The sequence below is a fragment of the Cellulosimicrobium sp. GQ32 genome (assembly GCF_059758455.1).
Map to the genome: position 1 here is coordinate 439,798 of NZ_JCAXEP010000001.1, position 18,405 is coordinate 458,202.

Annotated in this window: 16 protein-coding genes and 2 riboswitches; of the genes, 3 read left to right on the plus strand and 13 right to left on the minus strand. The window is 73.2% G+C overall.

Annotation, left to right across the window (positions count from 1 at the left end; translation table 11 throughout):
* Window positions 1-19 precede the first annotated feature (19 nt).
* The 3 genes from AC6CH9_RS01830 to gdhA form a co-directional block, all read right to left on the minus strand.
* Window positions 20-1,702, minus strand: a complete 1,683-nt coding sequence (locus AC6CH9_RS01830) for an ABC transporter substrate-binding protein (RefSeq protein ID WP_498153373.1) — start codon at window positions 1,700-1,702, stop codon at window positions 20-22.
* Window positions 1,703-1,962: 260 nt separating this feature from the next.
* Window positions 1,963-2,760, minus strand: a complete 798-nt coding sequence (locus AC6CH9_RS01835) for a copper homeostasis protein CutC (protein WP_498153374.1) — start codon at window positions 2,758-2,760, stop codon at window positions 1,963-1,965.
* Window positions 2,761-2,842: 82 nt separating this feature from the next.
* Window positions 2,843-4,180 carry an NADP-specific glutamate dehydrogenase gene (gene gdhA / locus AC6CH9_RS01840; protein ID WP_498153375.1) on the minus strand — a complete coding sequence of 446 codons (1,338 nt, stop codon included), beginning with the start codon at window positions 4,178-4,180 and terminating at the stop codon, window positions 2,843-2,845.
* Window positions 4,181-4,373: 193 nt separating this feature from the next.
* Window positions 4,374-4,507: riboswitch (SAM riboswitch) on the plus strand.
* Between the two features lie 20 nt (window positions 4,508-4,527).
* On the opposite strand from gdhA, the gene AC6CH9_RS01845 reads away from it, so the two are divergent.
* Together AC6CH9_RS01845 and AC6CH9_RS01850 are read left to right on the plus strand one after the other, a co-directional pair.
* Window positions 4,528-5,127: an NADPH-dependent FMN reductase gene (locus AC6CH9_RS01845; RefSeq protein ID WP_498153376.1), complete on the plus strand. Its 600-nt coding sequence runs from the start codon at window positions 4,528-4,530 to the stop codon at window positions 5,125-5,127.
* Entirely contained in the window at window positions 5,124-5,693 is a 570-nt protein-coding gene (locus AC6CH9_RS01850) for a flavin reductase family protein (protein WP_498153377.1), read from the plus strand. Before AC6CH9_RS01845 ends, AC6CH9_RS01850 begins: the two co-directional genes overlap by 4 nt.
* 97 nt (window positions 5,694-5,790) lie before the next feature.
* On the opposite strand, the gene AC6CH9_RS01855 is transcribed toward AC6CH9_RS01850, so the two are convergent.
* The 3 genes from AC6CH9_RS01855 to AC6CH9_RS01865 form a co-directional block, all read right to left on the minus strand.
* The gene (locus AC6CH9_RS01855; RefSeq protein ID WP_498153378.1) at window positions 5,791-6,195 is read right to left on the minus strand and encodes a hypothetical protein; all 405 of its coding nucleotides are present in this window, start codon (window positions 6,193-6,195) and stop codon (window positions 5,791-5,793) included.
* A gap of 127 nt (window positions 6,196-6,322) precedes the next feature.
* On the minus strand, window positions 6,323-7,555 hold the full coding sequence (locus tag AC6CH9_RS01860; RefSeq protein ID WP_498153379.1) for an LLM class flavin-dependent oxidoreductase: 1,233 nt from the start codon (window positions 7,553-7,555) through the stop codon (window positions 6,323-6,325).
* Complete coding sequence (locus tag AC6CH9_RS01865) at window positions 7,552-8,586, minus strand: aldo/keto reductase (RefSeq protein WP_498153380.1); 1,035 nt, start codon at window positions 8,584-8,586, stop codon at window positions 7,552-7,554. Before AC6CH9_RS01865 ends, AC6CH9_RS01860 begins: the two co-directional genes overlap by 4 nt.
* A 261-nt stretch (window positions 8,587-8,847) precedes the next feature.
* On the opposite strand from AC6CH9_RS01865, the gene AC6CH9_RS01870 reads away from it, so the two are divergent.
* Window positions 8,848-9,333 (plus strand): Dps family protein, encoded by a 486-nt coding sequence (locus AC6CH9_RS01870; protein WP_498153381.1) that lies wholly within the window; start codon window positions 8,848-8,850, stop codon window positions 9,331-9,333.
* A 107-nt stretch (window positions 9,334-9,440) separates the two neighbouring features.
* Here the strand turns inward: AC6CH9_RS01870 and AC6CH9_RS01875 are convergent, their stop codons facing one another.
* From AC6CH9_RS01875 to AC6CH9_RS01905, 7 genes are all read right to left on the minus strand, one after another.
* The gene (locus AC6CH9_RS01875; protein ID WP_498153382.1) at window positions 9,441-11,258 is read right to left on the minus strand and encodes a dipeptide ABC transporter ATP-binding protein; all 1,818 of its coding nucleotides are present in this window, start codon (window positions 11,256-11,258) and stop codon (window positions 9,441-9,443) included.
* Window positions 11,255-12,301, minus strand: a complete 1,047-nt coding sequence (locus AC6CH9_RS01880; RefSeq protein WP_498153383.1) for an ABC transporter permease — start codon at window positions 12,299-12,301, stop codon at window positions 11,255-11,257. Before AC6CH9_RS01880 ends, AC6CH9_RS01875 begins: the two co-directional genes overlap by 4 nt.
* Window positions 12,298-13,251, minus strand: a complete 954-nt coding sequence (locus AC6CH9_RS01885) for an ABC transporter permease (protein WP_237841586.1) — start codon at window positions 13,249-13,251, stop codon at window positions 12,298-12,300. Before AC6CH9_RS01885 ends, AC6CH9_RS01880 begins: the two co-directional genes overlap by 4 nt.
* 70 nt (window positions 13,252-13,321) lie before the next feature.
* On the minus strand, window positions 13,322-14,950 hold the full coding sequence (locus AC6CH9_RS01890; protein WP_498153384.1) for an ABC transporter substrate-binding protein: 1,629 nt from the start codon (window positions 14,948-14,950) through the stop codon (window positions 13,322-13,324).
* A gap of 104 nt (window positions 14,951-15,054) precedes the next feature.
* A riboswitch (SAM riboswitch) is annotated at window positions 15,055-15,168 on the minus strand.
* 272 nt (window positions 15,169-15,440) lie between these two features.
* Window positions 15,441-15,761 carry a contact-dependent growth inhibition system immunity protein gene (locus AC6CH9_RS01895; protein ID WP_498153385.1) on the minus strand — a complete coding sequence of 107 codons (321 nt, stop codon included), beginning with the start codon at window positions 15,759-15,761 and terminating at the stop codon, window positions 15,441-15,443.
* Window positions 15,762-16,024: 263 nt separating this feature from the next.
* Window positions 16,025-17,122, minus strand: coding sequence for an LLM class flavin-dependent oxidoreductase (locus AC6CH9_RS01900; protein WP_498153386.1), 1,098 nt, complete (start codon window positions 17,120-17,122; stop codon window positions 16,025-16,027).
* Between the two features lie 145 nt (window positions 17,123-17,267).
* A complete protein-coding gene (locus AC6CH9_RS01905; RefSeq protein ID WP_498153387.1) occupies window positions 17,268-18,383 on the minus strand; it encodes an LLM class flavin-dependent oxidoreductase in 1,116 nt (371 codons plus the stop codon).
* Between the last annotated feature and the right edge of the window lie 22 nt (window positions 18,384-18,405).

An 18,405-nucleotide genomic window follows, 5' to 3' on the forward strand; every position in this document is an offset into this window, starting at 1 on the left:
CCTCCTCGGCGCGGTCGCATCAGCTCGTCGGCTCGAGCTTCGAGAGCACGACGCCCAGCGAGACCGTGCTCCACGACGGCGGGAAGGCGTAGAGGTCGTCCTCGGTCGGCCAGCCCGTGAAGTCCTTCGTGTCCATGAACGTCTGCGAGGCGTTCACGACCACCGGGATGTAGGGCAGGTCGCGGACGATCTCCTCCTGGATGACCGCGTACTGCTCCTGCTTCGCGGCCTCGTCGTTCGTCGAGGCGGCCGCCTCGACCGCGGCGTCGACCTTCGGGTTGGTGTAGCGCACGTAGTTGAAGAGGCCGGACTCCATGACCTCGCCGACGGGACGCGTGTAGTCCGTCGTCATCCACTGGCGGTAGATGCTGAACGGGTCGTCGAGCGACGGGCCCGTGATGCCACCGACCATGAGCTGGTAGGTACCCGCGACGCGCGCGTCCGACATCTCCTGCTGCGTGATCTTGTTGTGGACGATCGAGATGCCGGCGGCCTTCGCCTGCTCGACGAGCAGGTCACCGACCGCGTTGTAGTCGTTCCAGCCGTCGACCGTGATGAGGGTCATCTCGACCTTCTGGCCGTCCTTCTCGTAGATGCCGTCCGCACCCTTGGTGTAGCCGGCGTCCTCGAGGACCTTCGACGCGGCCGCGGCGTCCGCCGTCTGCGGGCTCTCCGCCTCGACGTCGGGCGAGATCCAGCGGTCGTCGCGACCGAGGAGCGCGAACGTCGGGGACGCGGTCGCGGCGAGACCGGCGAACGCCTTCTCGTTGATCTCGGTGCGGTCCATGGCGAGGTTGATCGCCTGGCGCACCGCGACGTCGGTCTGCGGGCCGGTGCAGCCGAGGTCGACCGACACGCACGTGTAGATCGTCGTCGGGTCCTGCGGCGTGTTGATCATGCTCAGGCGCCCGTCCGCGGTGATGCGGTCGGGGTCGGCCACGAACATGGCCGTCCAGTCGACCTTGCCCGTGGTCATGAGGTCCTCGGCGCTCTGGTTCTGGTCGATGCCGAGGTAGCGAACCTTCTTGACCTGGGGCGCGCCGGCCCAGTAGTCCTCGTTCGCGACGACCGTGTAGGCCGCCTCGGTGACGGCGTCGGCCTTGTACGGGCCGGTCCCGACCGGGTTCTCGTTCGCGAACGTCACGAGGTCGTCGACCTCGGACCAGATGTGCTCCGGCACGACGAGCGACGTGCCGAGGAGCTGGACCTCGGACGTGAACTGCGGGGAGTCGAACGTCCACTTCACGGTGTACGGGTCGACGGCCTCGACCGAGACGACGAAGTCACGCTTGGCGGCCTCGTTGGTGTGCGAGAACACGACGTCGTCGGCGTCGAAGTCCTCGCCGTCGGTCCACTTGACGCCCTCGCGGAGCTTCACCGTGAGCTCGGTGCCGTCCTCGGACCACTCGAAGGACTCACCGAGGCGGGGCTCGGGGTCGCTCGCCTGGGCCTTGTTGTAGTAGAAGAGCGGCTCGTAGATCGCCCCGTTGGCCGCGTGCAGCGGGTTCGGCGAGTACGGGTTGAAGTTCGCGACGATCGGCGTCTGCGTCCCTGCCCACACGTTGAGCGTGCGGCCCCCGCTCGCGCCCTCGTCGCCGTCACCGTTGCTGCCGCCACCGGAGCAGCCCGCGGCCAGGAGAGTCACGCCGGTCACGAGCGCAACCGCCGTGAGCAGACGCTTGCGCGCCGTGCTTCGAATCATCATCGGTCCTTTCGCATGGACGACGCGTCCTCGCGTCGTTCGTCGTGCGCCCTGGGGCGTGTGGCAGGAACACTAACTAATCGATGCGAGGTCGCCGGCGAATACGACAGGAAAGTTACCTAACTGAGACATGACCGGTGTCGGCCGTGTCGGGAGAGGGCGACGGCCGGCCCCTGCGTGGCGGGGACCGGCCGGTCAGGCGATGTCGAGACGTGGCGTCGCGAGCGCGTCACGAGCGCACGCGCGCGGAGGGGTCAGCGCTACGGGGCGGCGCGGAGGGCCGCGCTCGCCGCCGCGGCGACCTCGGGGTCCGTGACCTCGTAGCCGGCGTCCCCACCACCGCCGGGACCGGCGTCGTCCGCGACGACGCGCTTCGCGGAGAGGTGCACGGCGTCCACGCCGGCGGCCACGAGCGCGCCGACGTCCCGAGGCTGCACTCCCCCGCCGGCCATGACCTGGACGCGGCCGCCCAGGGGTCCGCGGGCGTGCGCCGACATCGCGCGCAAGCGTTCGACGCCGTCGATGCTGCGGGCTGCTCCACCCGACGTCAGCACGCGCACCACGCCCGCTCCGGCGAGCGCGTCGAGGGCCGCGAGCGGGTCCGCGACGACGTCGACCGCGCGGTGGAACGTCACCTCGCGGCCGTCGGCCGCGTCGACGAGGGCACGCACGGCGGCGACGTCCACGACGCCGTCCGGGGTCAGCGCGCCCACCACGACGCCCGCCGCACCCGCCGCGACCGCGGCCCGGACGTCGCGGACCTGCACGTCGAGGTCGGCGGCCGAGAGGACGAACCCTCCCGGGCGCGGCCGCACCAGGACGTGGACCTCGACGGCAGGCGCACGGCTCGCGGCGTCGGCGGCCGCGACGACGGCCGCCTCCACGAGGCCGGCGCTCGGCGTGAGCCCGCCGGTCGCGCCCAGGCCGACGCACAGCTCGACCCGCCGGGCGCCCACGGAGGCGGCCACCCGGACGCCGTCCGGGTCCTGCACCGCGAGCTCGAGCACGACGTCGCGGCCCGCGCGCACGACGGGGCCCTCGGGGTCGGTGGTCGTCACTGCGTTCTCCCGTCGTCCGGTCCGGCGGCCGTCACGTCGCGCGGCGTGCGCGACGGCGGCCGTCGGCCAGGGTAGACGACGGTCAGATGACGCCGAGCGCGAGGATCGCGTCGGCGACCTTGGTGAAGCCCGCGATGTTGGCGCCGAGCACGTAGTTGCCGGGCGTGCCGTACTCGTCGGCCGTCTCGACGCACCGGTCGTGGATGCCCGCCATGATCTGCGCGAGCCTCTCCTCCGTGTACTCGAACGACCACGAGTCGCGCGACGCGTTCTGCTGCATCTCGAGCGCCGAGGTGGCGACGCCGCCGGCGTTCGCGGCCTTGCCGGGCGCGAACAGCACGCCTGCCTCCTGGAGGAGCGCGACGGCGGAGGGCGTCGTCGGCATGTTGGCGCCCTCGGCGACCGCGACGACGCCGTTCGCGACGAGCTGCTTGGCCGCGCTCTCGTCGAGCTCGTTCTGCGTCGCGCACGGCAGCGCGACGTCGCACGGCACGTCCCAGATGGACCCGTCGGTGACGACGCGGGCCCCGGGCCGGCGCGCGGCGTAGTCGGCGACGCGCCCGCGCTCGACCTCCTTGATCTGGCGCAGGAGCTCGAGGTCCACCCCGGCCTCGTCGACGACGTAGCCGGAGGAGTCGGAGAAGGCGACCACGTTCGCGCCGAGCTGCTGCGCCTTGGCCGTCGCGTAGATCGCGACGTTGCCCGAGCCCGAGACCACGACGCGCCTGCCGTCGAGCTCCTGCCCGCGCGTCTCGAGCATGTTCTGCGCGAAGAGCACGGTGCCGTAGCCGGTCGCCTCGGTGCGCACGAGCGAGCCGCCCCACGAGATCCCCTTGCCCGTGAGGACGCCGGACTCGTAGCGGTTGGTGATCCGCTTGTACTGGCCGAACAGGTAGCCGATCTCGCGGCCGCCCACGCCGATGTCGCCGGCCGGGACGTCGGTGTTCTCGCCGATGTGCCGGTACAGCTCGGTCATGAACGACTGGCAGAACCGCATGACCTCGCCGTCGGAGCGGCCGCGGGGGTCGAAGTCCGACCCACCCTTGCCGCCGCCGATCGGCATGCCGGTCAGCGAGTTCTTGAAGATCTGCTCGAAGCCGAGGAACTTGACGATCCCGAGGTAGACCGACGGGTGGAACCGCAGGCCGCCCTTGTACGGGCCGAGCGCCGAGTTGAACTCGACCCGGAAGCCGCGGTTGATCTGCACGCGGCCCGTGTCGTCCACCCAGGGGACGCGGAAGATGATCTGGCGCTCGGGCTCGCACACACGCTCGAGGACGGCGGCCTCGACGTAGCGCGGGTGCTTGCGCAGCACGGGGCCGAGCGAGTCGAAGACCTCGCGCACGGCCTGGTGGAACTCGGCCTCGCCGGGGTTGCGACGCAGGACCTCGTCGTAGACGGACTGCAGTCGGCTGTCCATGGGCACTCCTCGTCTGGGCGGAAACTCCTGCTGACGGTACGCCTGTGCCAGAAGTTCCCGTACCGGCGTCTCACTCCCTGCGCACCCGAAGACGCCACGCGGCTCCCGCGCGGACGACACAACCGTCCACCCACTGAGAAACCCGATCGATCTGGTGCAGTTTTCGGGGAGCCGTTGCTATACCCGTCCCCAAGGTCACGAGCACCAGCACCAAGCCCCGGCTCGCTGGTCGGCAACCCCCTGTCACGGCGGGGTGCTCCGGGAGATGACCAGGCCGTGCGCGACCGGCCCCGCACCCGCGGGACGGCCGCGCGGCAAGCGTGATCGACGACTACTGCGAGGTACACATGACCCACCGCTCCCTCTCCCCGACGGTCCTCGCCGTCTCCGGCAACCCGCGCCCCGGCTCGCGGACGCTCGGCGCCGCCGAGACCGTGGCGCACCGCGTCGCCACCCTCCTCGGCACGGCCGACGTCTCGACGATCGACCTCGCGGCGTTCGCCACCGAGATCCTCGGCCCCGAGCGCCCCGCGGCGGACGCCGCGCGCGACCGGCTGGCCGCGGCGACCGTCGCCGTCGTGGCGACGCCGGTCTACAAGGCGTCGTACACCGGGCTCCTCAAGGCGTTCCTCGACCTCTACGGCCCGGACGGGCTCGCGGACGTCGTCGTCGTGCCGCTCGTCGTGTCGGGCAACCCCGCCCACGCGCTCGTCGGCGAGGTGCACCTGCGGCCCGTGCTCGTCGAGCTCGGCGCCGTCGTCCCGACCCGCTCCCTCACGGTCACCGAGCCCCAGCTCGCGGACCTGGGCCCTGTCGTGGACGCGTGGCTCGCCCGTGAGGGCGACGCGCTGCGCCGCGCCGCGACGCCGCTCCCCGGGGTGGACGGCGGCGACCCGCCGCACACCGACCAGGCCGTCGCCGACGCGTTCGCGGGGGTGGCCCGATGACCGCCGAGCTCACCCACCTGGAGGCCCTCCTGGCGGAGCAGGACGAGCCACAGCTCTCGCCCGACGAGTACAAGTCCGTGTTCCGCGGCCACCCCGCCGGGGTCGCCGTGATCGCGCTCGAGCACGACGGCCGCCTCGTCGGGTTCACCGCGACGTCCGTCATCTCCGTCTCGGCAGCGCCTCCGCTGCTCGCGTTCTCGCTCGCGTCGACGTCGTCGTCGTGGCCCGCCGTCTCCGCCGCGAGGACCCTCACGGTGAGCTTCCTCGCCGACCACCAGGACGACGTCTCGGCACGCTTCGCCACGAGCGGCATCGACCGGTTCGCCGACGGCGGCTGGTCCCGCCTCGACACCGGCGAGCCCGTGGTCGACGGCGCGCTCTCCTGGGTCCGGGGCCGCGTCGTCCAGCGCACGCCTGTCGGCGACTCCTACCTGGTCTCGCTGCGGGCGCTCTCGTCGAGCGTCGGCGCGGGCGCGGGCCCGCGGCGCGAGGCGGCCGGCACGCCGTCGCCCCTCGTCTACCACGACCGCACCTACCACCGCATCGGGGACCACTCGGCGCTCTGAGCGCAGGCGACAGGCACCACGGGCGAGGGGCCCGACGGCGGAGGCACCGCCGTCGGGCCCCTCGCCCGTCCCGTGCCGCCCCTCACGGGTGGACCGGTCACCAGCTCCAGCCGCGCGCGCTCAGCTCGAGCTCCTCGCGGAACCGCTCGTCGTCGCCCGTGCGGAACCCGGCCCGCAGCGGCGCGTCCTCGACCGAGAGCCCGGTGAGCCGGCACGCCTCGCGCAGCAGCGCGTCGTAGGCGCCCTGGACCGCGAGGTAGTGGTGGGCGCGGGCGAAGACCTCCGGGTCCGCCTCGATGCGCCGCATCTCCGCCGCGAGCTCGCTCAGCCGCACCTGGAGCGCGAGCGTCACGAGCGGGTCGGGGGGCGTCGGGCGGCGGCGCAGCAGGTACGGCCGGCTGGTCGTCCGATGGCTCGGGGGCCGCCCGGCGCGGCGCAGCACCCACCACGCGGCGGCGACCGTGCACGCCGTCGCGCACCAGATCATGAGCAGCCACGACATCGGAGCCGACCTCTGCGCGGGGAGACCCACTGGACTCCTCCAGTCTAGGTCCGCGCACCGCGGCGAGCCATGGCTTTCCCGTCCTGCGGGTCCGGCGCAGCGGGCGCACGGGCGGGTCGGGAGCAGGTCAGAACGGCACGGCGTGGGTGCGCGAGGCGCCGCCGCCGGCACGCGCGACGGGAGCGGTGAGGCCGCGCGCGTCGAGCAGCGGTCGGACGCCCTCCGCGAACCAGTACGCCTCCTCGAGGTGCGGGTAGCCCGAGAGCACGAGCTCGTCGAACCCGGCCGCGCGGTACTCCTCGATCAGGTCGGCGACCTCCTCGTGGCTGCCGACGAGCGCCGTCCCGGCGCCACCGCGCACGAGCCCGACGCCTGCCCACAGCCCGGGGTGTATCTCCAGGTCCCGCGCGCACCGGGTGGCCGCGAGGTCACCGCCACCGTGGAGCGCGACCATGCGCTGCTGCCCCACCGACCCGGACGAGCCCAGGAGCCGCTGGGCTCCCGCGATCTGCTCGGGCGTGAGGTCGTCGAGGAACCGCTGCGCGACGTCCCACGCGTCGGCCGACCGGTCGCGCGTGATGACGTGCAGGCGCACACCGAAGCGGATCGTGCGCCCCTGCGCGGCGGCGAGCTCGCGCACGCGCTCGATCTTCTCGCGCGCCTGCGCGGGCGGCTCGCCCCACGTGAGGTAGACGTCGGCCTGGGCCGCCGCGACGGGCAGCGCCGCCTCCGACGATCCGCCGAAGAAGATCTCGGGGAGCGGGTCCGGCGGCGCGGACGTCCGGGCGTCGGCGATCCGGTAGTGCGTGCCCTCGTACGAGAGCGGCGCGTCGTCCCACACGCCGCGCACGACCTCGAGGAACTCGCGCGTACGGTCGTACCGCTCGTCGTGCTCGAGCCAGTCGCCGAACCTGCGCATCTCGTTCTCGTCGCCGCCCGTGACGACGTTGAGGAGCAGCCGCCCGCCGGACAGACGCTGGAACGTCGCGGCCATCTGCGCCGCGAGCGTCGGCGAGACGAGGCCGGGGCGGAACGCGACGAGGAACTTCAGCCGCTCCGTGCTGCGGATCAGCGCGGACGTGACCAGCCACGCGTCCTCGCACCACGTCCCCGTCGGTGTGAGCACGCCCTCGTAGCCGAGGCGGTCGGCGGCGACCGCGACCTGCTCCAGGTAGTCCAGCGACGGCGCGCGGAACCCGGTCGCCCGGCCGGGCGTGTCCTTCGCGTGCGCGCCGTCGACGATGCCGCGCGCGTCGCCCGAGGTCGGCAGGAACCAGTGCACCGCGAGCGGGCGGCGAGCGCCCTCCTCGTCGGGCGGAGGCGCGGGTGTCGCCGGCACGGCCGCTGCGTCGGCGCTCATCCCGCGAGCAGGTCCGGCTGCGGGTGGCGGACGCCCTGCACGGCCTCGCGCGGGATGGCCGCCCCGATCGCCGCGACGTCGTCCGGGGTGAGCGCGACCGAGGCGGCCGCGACGTTCTGCTCGAGGTACGCGAGGCGCTTGGTGCCGGGGATCGGCACGATGTCGTCACCTTGGGCGAGGAGCCACGCGAGCGCGAGCTGCGCCGTCGTGACGCCGCGCGCGGCGGCGAGCTCCTCGAGCGACCGGACCAGGCCACGGTTGTGCTCGAACGCCTCGCCCGCGTAGCGGGCGTGGGAACGGCGCACGTCGTCCTCGGCGAAGCTGTCCGTCGCGTCGACGGTGCCCGTGAGGATGCCGCGACCGAGCGGCGAGAACGGGACGAACCCGATTCCGAGCTCGCGCAGCGTCGGCAGCACCTCGTCCTCCGGGTCCCGCGTCCACAGCGAGTACTCGCTCTGCACGGCCGTCACCGGGTGGACGGCGTGCGCGCGGCGCACGGTGGCCGCCGACGGCTCCGAGAGCCCGATCGTCCGTACCTTTCCGGCCTCGACCAGCTCGGCGAGCGCCCCGACCGTCTCCTCGATCGGGACCTGCGGGTCGATGCGGTGCAGGTAGTACAGGTCGAGCCGGTCGGTACCGAGGCGGCGCAGGCTCGCGTCGATCGCGGAGCGCACGTACTCGGGGCGCCCGTCGACGCGCCGCCCGTCGGGGTGGCCACCGGCCGGCGGCAGCCCGAACTTCGACGCGAGGACGATCTCGTCCCGGTGAGCGCCCAGCACGCGACCGATGAGCTCCTCGTTGCGCCCGTGGCCATAGACGTCGGCCGTGTCGACGAGCGTGACGCCGAGCTCGAGCGCCCGGCGCAGCACGGCCTCCGCCTCACCGGCGTCCGCAGGCCCGTAGGCGTCCGTGACGGACATGCCGCCGAACCCGAGGGCGGAGACGGTGAGCGCGGCGTCGCCCGTACCGAGCGTGCGCGCGGCCGGGCGTGCGGGGGCGGGAGGAGCGGCGGGGTCACGGTCGTCGGTCATGCCGCCAGCGGACCACCGCGAGCGCCCCCGCGGCAAGAGCGAGGGCCGGTCCTCTCACCTGGCGAGAGAACGTGACGGGTCTCGTCGCGGCGGGTGCCCCCGGCGTGTCACCGCAGGTCAGGCACGCCTGTCCTTGCTGGCGGGGACGCGGAATGGTGCCTACTCTGGAATCGTTCAAGAGAACGAGTCACGAGTCGGCACCGACGGAAGCCGGGTGACCGCCGCACGTTCCGGGAGACCCCCGAGAGAGCGAGGAGCACCATGTCCGCACCCACCATCCACCGCGCCACCGCCCGCTTCGAGGCGTCGGAGGCGCTCCGCTCGCACCTCCAGCGCGTGCTCGTCGCGCTCGTCGACCTGCACGTCCAGGGCAAGCAGGCCCACTGGAACGTCACGGGCCGCGGGTTCCGCGACCTGCACCTCCAGCTCGACGACGTCGTGGACGCCGCGCGCGAGCACAGCGACACCGTCGCCGAGCGCATGCGCGCGCTCCAGGTCGTGCCCGACGGCCGCACCGAGACCGTCGCCACGACGACCGACCTCTCGCCGTACCCGGCGGGCCTCGTCTCCGTCGGCGACACGGTCGACGCCATCGTCGAGCGCCTCGCCCAGACGGTCGAGGTCGTGCGCGAGGTGCACGACGACGTCGACGCCGAGGACCCGACGAGCGCCGACATCCTGCACGAGATCATCGCCGACCTGGAGAAGCAGGCCTGGTTCCTCTCGTCGGAGAACCGCGAGGCCTGACCGGTCCGGCCCCGCGAGGTAGAGCCGCAGGTCGCGAGGTAGAACACCTGGTGCTCTACCTCGCGACCGGCGGTTCTACCTCGTGGAGGCTCGCGCGGCGGCGACGGTCATCGGGCGCTCCCTGCGGTCGTGGACGACGCCCGGGACGCGTCCTGGAGCGCGCGTCGGCCGGGGATGGCCGCCACGAGCTCGCGCGTGTACTCCTCCTGCGGGTCGAGCAGGATCTGCTCGGCCGCCCCCTGCTCGACGACGCGCCCACGGTGCATGACGCCGACGTGGTCGGACACCTGGCGCACGACCGCGAGGTCGTGCGAGATGAACAGGTACGCGAGCCCGTGCTCGGCCTGGAGCCGCACGAGCAGCTCGAGGATCTGCGCCTGCACGGACACGTCGAGCGCCGAGACGGGCTCGTCGAGCACGACGAGCGCGGGGTTCAGCGCGAGCGCCCGCGCGATGGCGACGCGCTGCCGCTGCCCGCCCGAGAGCTCGCGCGGTCCCCGTCGGAGCACGTCGGCCGGGAGCGCGACGTCCTCGACGAGCGCACGCGCCCGGTCGGCCCGCTCGGACGGCGACCCGACCCGGTACGCCCGCAGCGGCTCGGTGACGATCTGCTCGACGGTGAACCGCGGGTCCAGCGACGCGTACGGGGACTGGTAGACCACCTGGAAGCCGCGACGCAGCGACCGCAGCCGCTCGCCGCGCGCCGTCGTGATGTCCTCGCCCGCGAACTCCACCGTGCCCGCGGTGGGCCGCTCGAGCCGGAGGGCGAGCCGCGCCGTCGTGCTCTTGCCGGAGCCGGACTCCCCCACGAGCGCGTACGTCTCGCCCCGCCCGACCGCGAGGCTCACGCCGTCCACGGCGACGAGCGTCCGGTGCGCGGCGCCCCGCGGCAGCGTGAACTCCTTGCGCAGGTCCCGCACCGCGAGGACGGTCGTGCTCGCGGTGTCCGGACCGGCGCCGTCGGGCACCGCGATCCCGTGACCGTCGGCGCGGCTCGCGACCGCGGCGCGGCTCGCGTCGGCGCGCGGGACGACGCCGTCGCCCGGCGCCGTCTCCGGGGTGCCGCCCGCGACGAGGCGCGAGCTCGCGAGGCTCGGCGCCGCCGCGATGAGCTGCTGGGTGTACGGGTGGCGCGGGTCGTGCAGCACCTGGTCCGCGGTGCCCTCCTCGACGACGACCCCGCGCTCGAGCACGACGATCCGGTCGGCGCGGTCCGCCGCGACCCCGAGGTCGTGCGTGATGAGCAGGACGGCGGTGCCGAGGTCGCGCACGAGGCTGTCGAGGTGGTCGAGGATGCGGCGCTGGACGGTCACGTCGAGCGCGCTCGTCGGCTCGTCCGCGACGACGAGCCTCGGACGCGCGGCGACCGCGATCGCGATGAGCACGCGCTGGCGCATCCCGCCGGAGAGCTGCGACGGGTACTGCCGCGCGCGGGCCTCCGGGTCGTCGATCCCGGCCTGGCGCAGCAGCTCGACCGCCCGCTCGCGCGCCTCCTTGCGCCGCGCGAGCCCGTGGATGACGAGCACCTCCGCGACCTGGTCGCCCACGCGCGTGACGGGGTTGAGCGAGACCGTCGGGTCCTGCGGCACGAGGCCGACGTCGCGGCCGCGCACCTGCTGCCACTCCTTCTCGGAGAGGTCGCCGACGTCGCGTCCGCCGAGCCGGATGGTCCCGCCGGTTACCGCTCCCCCGCGCGACAGCAGGTGCAGCGCCGCGTGGGCCGTCGTGCTCTTGCCCGACCCGGACTCGCCCACGAGCGCCACGACCTCGCCCGCCCCGACCGTGAGGTCGACGCCGCGGACCGCCGCGTACGAGCCGCCGTCGCGCGTGCGGTAGGCGACCTCGAGCCCGCGGATCTCGAGCGCGGGCACCTCGTCCGACGTCGTGCCGGGACGCTCCTGGGTGGTCGGCGTCGTGGCGGTCATGCGTCCCCTCCGGTCCGTTCCAGGGCCCGCGCGATCCGGTTCGCCGACAGCACGACGGCGACGATCACGAGGCCCGGCATGGTCGTGAGCCACCACGCGGTGGCCAGGTAGTCGCGCCCGCCCGAGACGAGCGACCCCCACTCCGGTGCGGGCGGCGGCGTCCCGTAGCCGAGGAAGCTCAGGGCCGAGATGGCGAGCACGGCGGTCCCGAGCTCGAGCGCGACGAGCGCGAGCACCGGCCCCGTCGAGTTGGGCAGCACGTGGCGCCCGAGCACGCCGTACCAGCGCACCCCCGACGCGCGGGCCGCCTCGACGTACACCGACGTCGAGGTCCGCAGGACCTCGGCCCGCATGACGCGCGCGAACGTCGCGACGCTCGTGATGCCGACGGCGATCGCGACCTTGACCGTCCCGAAGCCGAGCGCCGTGATGATCGCGAGCGAGAGCAGGATGCTCGGGATCGCGAGCAGCACGTCGACGAACCGGCCGACGACGTCGTCCACCCACCCGCGCACGAACCCCGCGAGCAGGCCGAGCAGCGACCCGGCGACGAGCCCGACGGCGACCGCGACGACGGTCGCGCTCAGCGACGCGGACGCGCCGTGGACGACGCGCGCGTACACGTCCCGCCCCAGGTGGTCGGTGCCGAACAGGTGCGCGCCCGACGGCGGCTGCAGCCGGTCCGCGGGCACGCCCGTCAGCGGGTCGTACGCCGTGAAGAGCTGCGGGACGACCGCCCACGCCGTGACGAGCAGGACGACGAGCACGGCGACGACCAGCCCGGGACGCCGCACGGCGTACCGCACCCCGCGGCGCCACCGGCCCAGCGGGCCGGCGCCGCGGACCCGCCCGTACCGGATGATCGCGCGGGCGTCCTCGCGGTCCGCGACCTCGATCTCCTCGGGCGTGCGCACCTCGGGCGCGTCGGCGGGCGCGGCGTCGGGGACGAGCAGGCCCGACGGCGGCGCGTCGGCCACCGCGGGACGGTCCGCGACCCGGGCCTCGTCCCGGAGCACGATGCGCACTCCCGGCCTGGTGCTCATGCGGCCACCGCCTTCTGTCGTGCGTCGATCCGGGGGTCGAGCAGGGGGTAGAGCAGGTCGACCACGAGCGTGACGACCACGAACACGAGCGCCGAGAGGACGACCACCGCCTGCACCACGGGGATGTCCTGCGCGTCCACCGACGTGACCGTGAGCCGCCCGAGGCCCGCGCGCGAGAACACCGTCTCCGTGACGACCGTGCCGCCGAGCAGCCCGCCGACGAGGACCCCGAGCACGGTGAGCGCGGGGATCGCGGCGTTGCGCAGCGCGTGGCCGAAGTGCACGCGCGCCCGGCTCGCGCCCTTCGCGCGCGCCGTCTCGACGTACGGCTCGCCGAGCGTCCCGCGCAGGCTCCGCGCGAGCACCTGCGCGAGCGCGGCGCTCGCCGGCACGGCGAGCGTGATCGCGGGCAGCACGAGGCTGATCGCGCCCTCGTTGCCGATCGCGGGGAACACCGGGAGCTGGAAGGAGAACCACTGGAGGAGCAGCAGGCCCAGCCAGAACGGCGGCAGGGCGACCCCGAGCGGCGGCAGCGACGCGAGCGCATGGCGCAGCCAGGCCGCACGCGGGAACGTGCTCGCGATCGCGATGCCGGCGCCCGCGACGACGGCGAGGACGAGCGCCGCGGCCGTGAGCCGGAGCGTCTCCGGGAGCGCCTGGAGCACGAGCTGGGTCGCGGGCGCGCCCGACGAGTACGACGTCCCGAAGTCGAGCCGCAGCGCGTGCCACAGCGCGTCGGCGTACTGCACGAGCACGGGCCGGTCGAGGCCGTACTGCGCGCGGAGCGCGTCGAGCAGCGCGGGGTCCACCTGGTCCGCCTCGCCCCCGCCGCTCGCCATGAGCGCGGCCGGGTCGCTGGGCAGCAGGTAGAGGACGAAGAACGAGATCGTGAACGCCGCCCAGAGCACGAACAGCCCCTGCCCGGCGCGACGCAGGACGTACCGGCCCATGGTCGGCCTCCTTCCGTGGGGGATGCCCACCTGCCCGACGCCGCGGCGTCGGGCAGGCGGGCCCGGCGGGTCAGCCCTGGGTGACCCAGGCGTCGTAGAAGTCGAGGCGCGACGACGCCTCGAACGTCAGGCCGTGGACCGTGTCGGCCGCCGCGATGGTCGTCGACAGCTCGTAGACCGGGATCGCGTGCCCCTTCTGGACCAGGAGGCGCGACGCCTCCGTGACGAGCTCCTGGCGCTCGGCCGGGTCGGTCGCCGCGGCCGACGCGTCGAGGAGGTCGTCGACCTCCTCCGCGTCGCGCTGGTTGATGTTGCGCGCGTTGGCCGAGAAGATCGTCCGCAGCACGTCCGGGTCGGAGCGCGTGAGGTTGTAGTAGTCGAAGTCGAAGTCGCCGCTCTCCTTGATGGCCTGCGACTCCGCGACGGTCACGTGCTGGAGCTGGAGGTCGACGCCGATCTGCGCGAGCTGCTGCTGGACCAGCTCGAGCGGCTCCGGCACCTGCCAGAACGTCACGGTCGTCGAGAGCTTCTGGCCGTCCTTCTCACGGACGCCGTCGGCGCCCTCGACCCAGCCCGCCTCGTCGAGGATCTTCTTCGCGCCCTCGGGGTCGTAGGCGAGCTCGTCCGCGACGCTCTCGTAGAGCGGCGTCGAGTGCGACAGGACGCTCGTGGCCGGCTCGTCCTGCTCGCTGAGCACGGTGTCCGCGATCTGCTCGCGGTCGATGCCCTGGAGGATCGCCGTCCGCACGGCCTCGTCGCCCGCGAGCGGGCTCGACTCGTTGGGGAAGAGGTTGAACACGACGCCCGGGTTGGCGCGGTACTCGAGCCAGAACCCGTTCCCGTCGAACTGCGGGAGGTCGACGGTCGAGATCGCGGCCGTGGCGTCGATCTGGCCGGAGACCAGGCTGCCGCTGCGCACGCTCGCCTCGGGGATGACCTTGAACGTCACCGTGTCGAGGTATGCCTCGCCCTGGTGGTCGTTGGCCTCCGAGCCCCACGCGTAGCCCGCGACCTTCTCGAGCACGATCTCCTGGTCCTGCGTGTAGGACTTCACGGCGAACGGCCCGGACCCGACGAACTTGCCGGCGCAGCGGTCCTCGACGCTCAGGTCGGCCGACGACGGCGCGAGCAGGCCGAGCGAGAACGTCGAGGTGGCCTGGAGGAACTGGGCGCTCGGCGCCGCGAAGTCGACCGTGAGGGTCTGCGGGTCCGTGACGGTCGTGCCCTCGTAGCCGACGAGGTACTGCGACCCGAGCGACGCCGTCGCGCCGAGCGCGACGATCGCGTCGAAGTTCGTCTTGACCGACTCGGCGTCGATCGGCGTGCCGTCGGCGTAGGTCGCGTCGTCGCGCAGGTGGAACGTGTAGCTCGACGCGTCGTCGTTCACCTCCCAGCTCTCCGCGAGCCACGGCAGGATCTCGCCCGACTCCGGGTCCTGCGCCGTGAGCGACGCGACGGTCTGGCGGGCCGCGGCGATGGCGTCGTTGTTGCCGACCTGCTGCGGGTCGATGCAGTGCGAGTCGACCGTGATCGCGAAGGTCAGGTCGCCGCCTGCCACGGGCTCGCCGGACGGGCTCGGCGACCCGTCGCCGTCTGACGCGCCGGAGCCGCCGCCCGCGCACGCGCTGAGCAGGAGGCCCGTCGCGGCGGCCGCCGCGGCGACGGTCAAGGACCGGCGTCGGTGAGGTGTGGGGATCATGTCGTGCTGCTCTCCTCGTGTGCCGGCTGAGGACCGGCGATCGTCCGGCGCCGGTGGTCGTCCGCGCCGGGCCGAGGGCCGGCGCGGCGGGGGAACCCACCGGGGTGCCGTGCTTACCGCGCGGCGGGAGCCACGCGGTCAGGTCGTTCCCGGAGCACCCCGTCACGTCGAAGGGTTGCTGGTCAGCGAGCCGGGCCTGCGTGCTGACGCTCGTCACCTGGGAGCAGGAAAGACAATCCCGACCGGTTGAGTCAAGTTTCGAGACGGGCGTCCCGCCAGGCGGACGGATGTTTCCGCCGAGACGACGCGAGTCGCGGCCGCCTCACGTGTCACCGCACCGGGGCGGGCGACTCGGGAGGTGGGTGCCACCACGGACCGGGCGCGCTCGGACGCGCGTCGACACAGCCGAGCACTACGCGCCACCGGAGCCGTGGCGATCAAACCCGCCGACCACAGCCCGCACGCGAGAAGCCGAGGAGAGCGAAACTCGTCAGGGACCGTCAGGATCTGATGCGGTGATTCTCGCCGCCACTTCTCCCCTGACCACAAGGAGCCAGTCGCGCAGCGGCATTCCCACAGCCTCAGGATAGATCTCGGCGTGAAGTCGGCCGTTGATCCACTCGGCGACCTGCTCGTCGGAACGGTAGTTGTCCAGGGTGCTGTCGATTTCCTCGACGAGTCCGCCGTACCTGCTGGGGCCGGCCAGATCGAGGAAGCGCGCCAGAGCACCTGCGGCGCTCCCGTAGTCCTCTTCCCAGTCCTGATGGAAGAACGAGCCGAAGAACGCGTCGAGCGAGTAGTGGTTCGTCATGGCGCACCTCACGAATGGGTCGTCGCGCCAGGGAAGGCGGCGTGAATGCGAGAGACGGCGTCGAGACCGGAGACGCGCCGGAGACGCGCCGGAGACGCGCCGGAGACGCGCCGGAGACGCGCCGGAGACGCGACGCTACACCGTAGACCTCGCCCGCAGAGGTGCTCTTGGCCTGCAGCCGAGCCCGCGGCGCAGTCTCCTCCATCATTCACGCCGCTCCGCTCGAGGAAGAGCGAGCCGACCATGGCGTCGAGGATGCCTCGTCAGGCTGCGGTGAACCCCGCCGCGCGACGGGTGTCGGCCGGACTCCACAGGTCGGTCTTCACCTCGGCCTTCACGACCGGGACCACCTCCTCCGCGAACCGGCGCAGGACGTCCTCCTGCTGCGAGGCGGGGATCAGGTGGTTCACCGAGACGGACTGGAGGTCGTGCCCGTAGGAGGCGTGGTAGTCGAGGATCTTCTCCGCGACGCGCTCCGGCGACCCCACGAGCGCGGGTCCCCGCTCGACCGCGTCCTCGACCGTCCGGAAGCTCGGCGCCTTCCCGACGGCGTCCGGCCCGTATCCCCGGCGTGCCGCCGCCGCGACCTGACCCTCGTAGATCGGGCGGTACTGCTCGATCGCCTCCTCCGTCGTGTCCGCGAGGAACAGGCCCCCCGAGCCCGACCCCACGAACCCGTACGCCGGGTCGTGCCCGTGCTCCGCGTACCGCTCGCGGTAGCGGTCGATGAGCACCTGGTAGTTCTCGCGCGGCTGGAGGGCGTTGGCGCTCACGATCGGGTCCCCGTACCGCGCCGCGAGATCGACCGCGAACTGCGACGTCGCCGACCCGTGCCAGATGCGGAACGGCCCCGCGAACGGCCGCGGCAGCGTGGTCGCGTGCTCCAGCGCGTGCCGGTGCCGCCCGGTCCAGCTCACGTCCTCCTCGGACAGCAGCAGCCGCAGGAGCTCGTAGTTCTCCTGGAGGTACTCGTACTGCTTGTCGATGTCCAGCCCGAGCAGCGGGTACTGGAGCACCTCGTTGCCCTTGCCGATGACGATCTCCAGCCGCCCCCGACTGAGCTGGTCCACCGTCGCGAGGTCCTCGGCGACGCGGATCGGGTCGAGCAGCGAGAGCACCGTCACGCCGGTGCTCAGGAGGATGCGCGACGTCCGCGCCGCGACCGCCCCGAGGATCACCGTCGGCGCCGACGACAGCACCTCCCCCGCGTGCCGCTCCCCCACCGCGAACGAGTCGAACCCGAGCTCCTCCGCCAGCACCGCCGTCTCCACGACCCGGTTCAACCGGTCGGACGGCGCGACCGCCTCCCCGGTCACCGGATGGGGCGGGTTGAACACGATGTCGAGTACCTGGAAACGCACGGTCCTGCTCCTTGCTGTCGTCGTTCGTGGTCGGGCGGGCGCGCCACCGAGATCGGCAGCACCTGTCGAGGTCGGCAGGTGCACGTGCCGACCTCGGCCGGGGCTGCCGATCTCGTCCTTCTCTGCCGATCTCGGTCGCGGACCGTCAGGCCGCGGCGGCCTCCGCGGTGGCGGCGTCGCGCTTCGCGACCTCCTCGCGGACGATCGGGATGACGTAGCGGCCGAAGTCGACCGCGTCGTCGAGCAGGTCGTAGCCGCGGGCGGAGACGACGCGGACGCCGAGGTCGTAGTACGCCAGGAGCGCCTCCGCGACCTGCTCGGGCGTGCCGACGAGCGCGTTGGAGTTGCCGGCGCCGCCGGTGGCCTTCGCGGTCGCGGTCCACAGCGCGGTGTCGAAACGCTCGCCCTGGGCGGCGATCTCGAGGAGTCGCTGCGACCCGGCGTTCTCAGGCCTGTCGATCGGGTGCCGACGGCTGAGCTGCCCGCCCGCGGCCGCCTTGCGCGCCTCGATCCGGTCGAGGACGCGGTGCGCCTTCTCCCAGGCGAGCTCCTCGGTCGGCGCGACGATCGGCCGGAACGCGGCGTGGATGCGGGGCGGCGTCGCGCGGCCCGCGGCGGTGGCCTCGGCGTGGACGCGCGCGATCTGCTCCGCGGTGCGGTCGAGCGGCTCGCCCCAGACGGCGTAGATGTCGGCCTCGGCCGCGCCGACACGGAACGCGGCGTCGGACGACCCGCCGAACGAGATGGTCGGCGTGCGACCCTCGAACGGCTTGGCGTCGAGCACGAAGTCGTCGAAGTCGTAGAACGAGCCGTGGTGGTCGAACGGCTCGGCGCTCGCCCACGCGTGCTTGACGATCTGGATGTACTCGTGGGTGCGCGCGTACCGCTCGTCCTTGGTCAGCGTGTCGCCCTCACGACCCTGCTCGTGGTCGTTGCCGCCCGTGATGAAGTGGACGGACAGCCGCCCGCCGGAGAGCTGGTCGAGCGTGGCGAACGTCTTGGCGGCGTACGTCGGGTAGGACACGTTGGGCCGGTGCGCGAGGAGCAGCTCGATCGAGTCGAGGCGCGCCGCGGTGTACGCGGCGAGGGCGGCGGGCTCGGGGCCGGAGGAGCCGTAGGCGAAGAGCACGCGCGTCCAGCCGTTGTCCTCGTGCGCGCGGACGATGCGCTCGAGGTAGGCGGGGTCGAACGCGGCGGTCGTGCGCTCGGTGGTCTCCGACGCGTCGTTGGTCGTGGCGATGCCGAGGAACTCGACGGGCATGAGGGTCTCCGTAGGTGTGGGT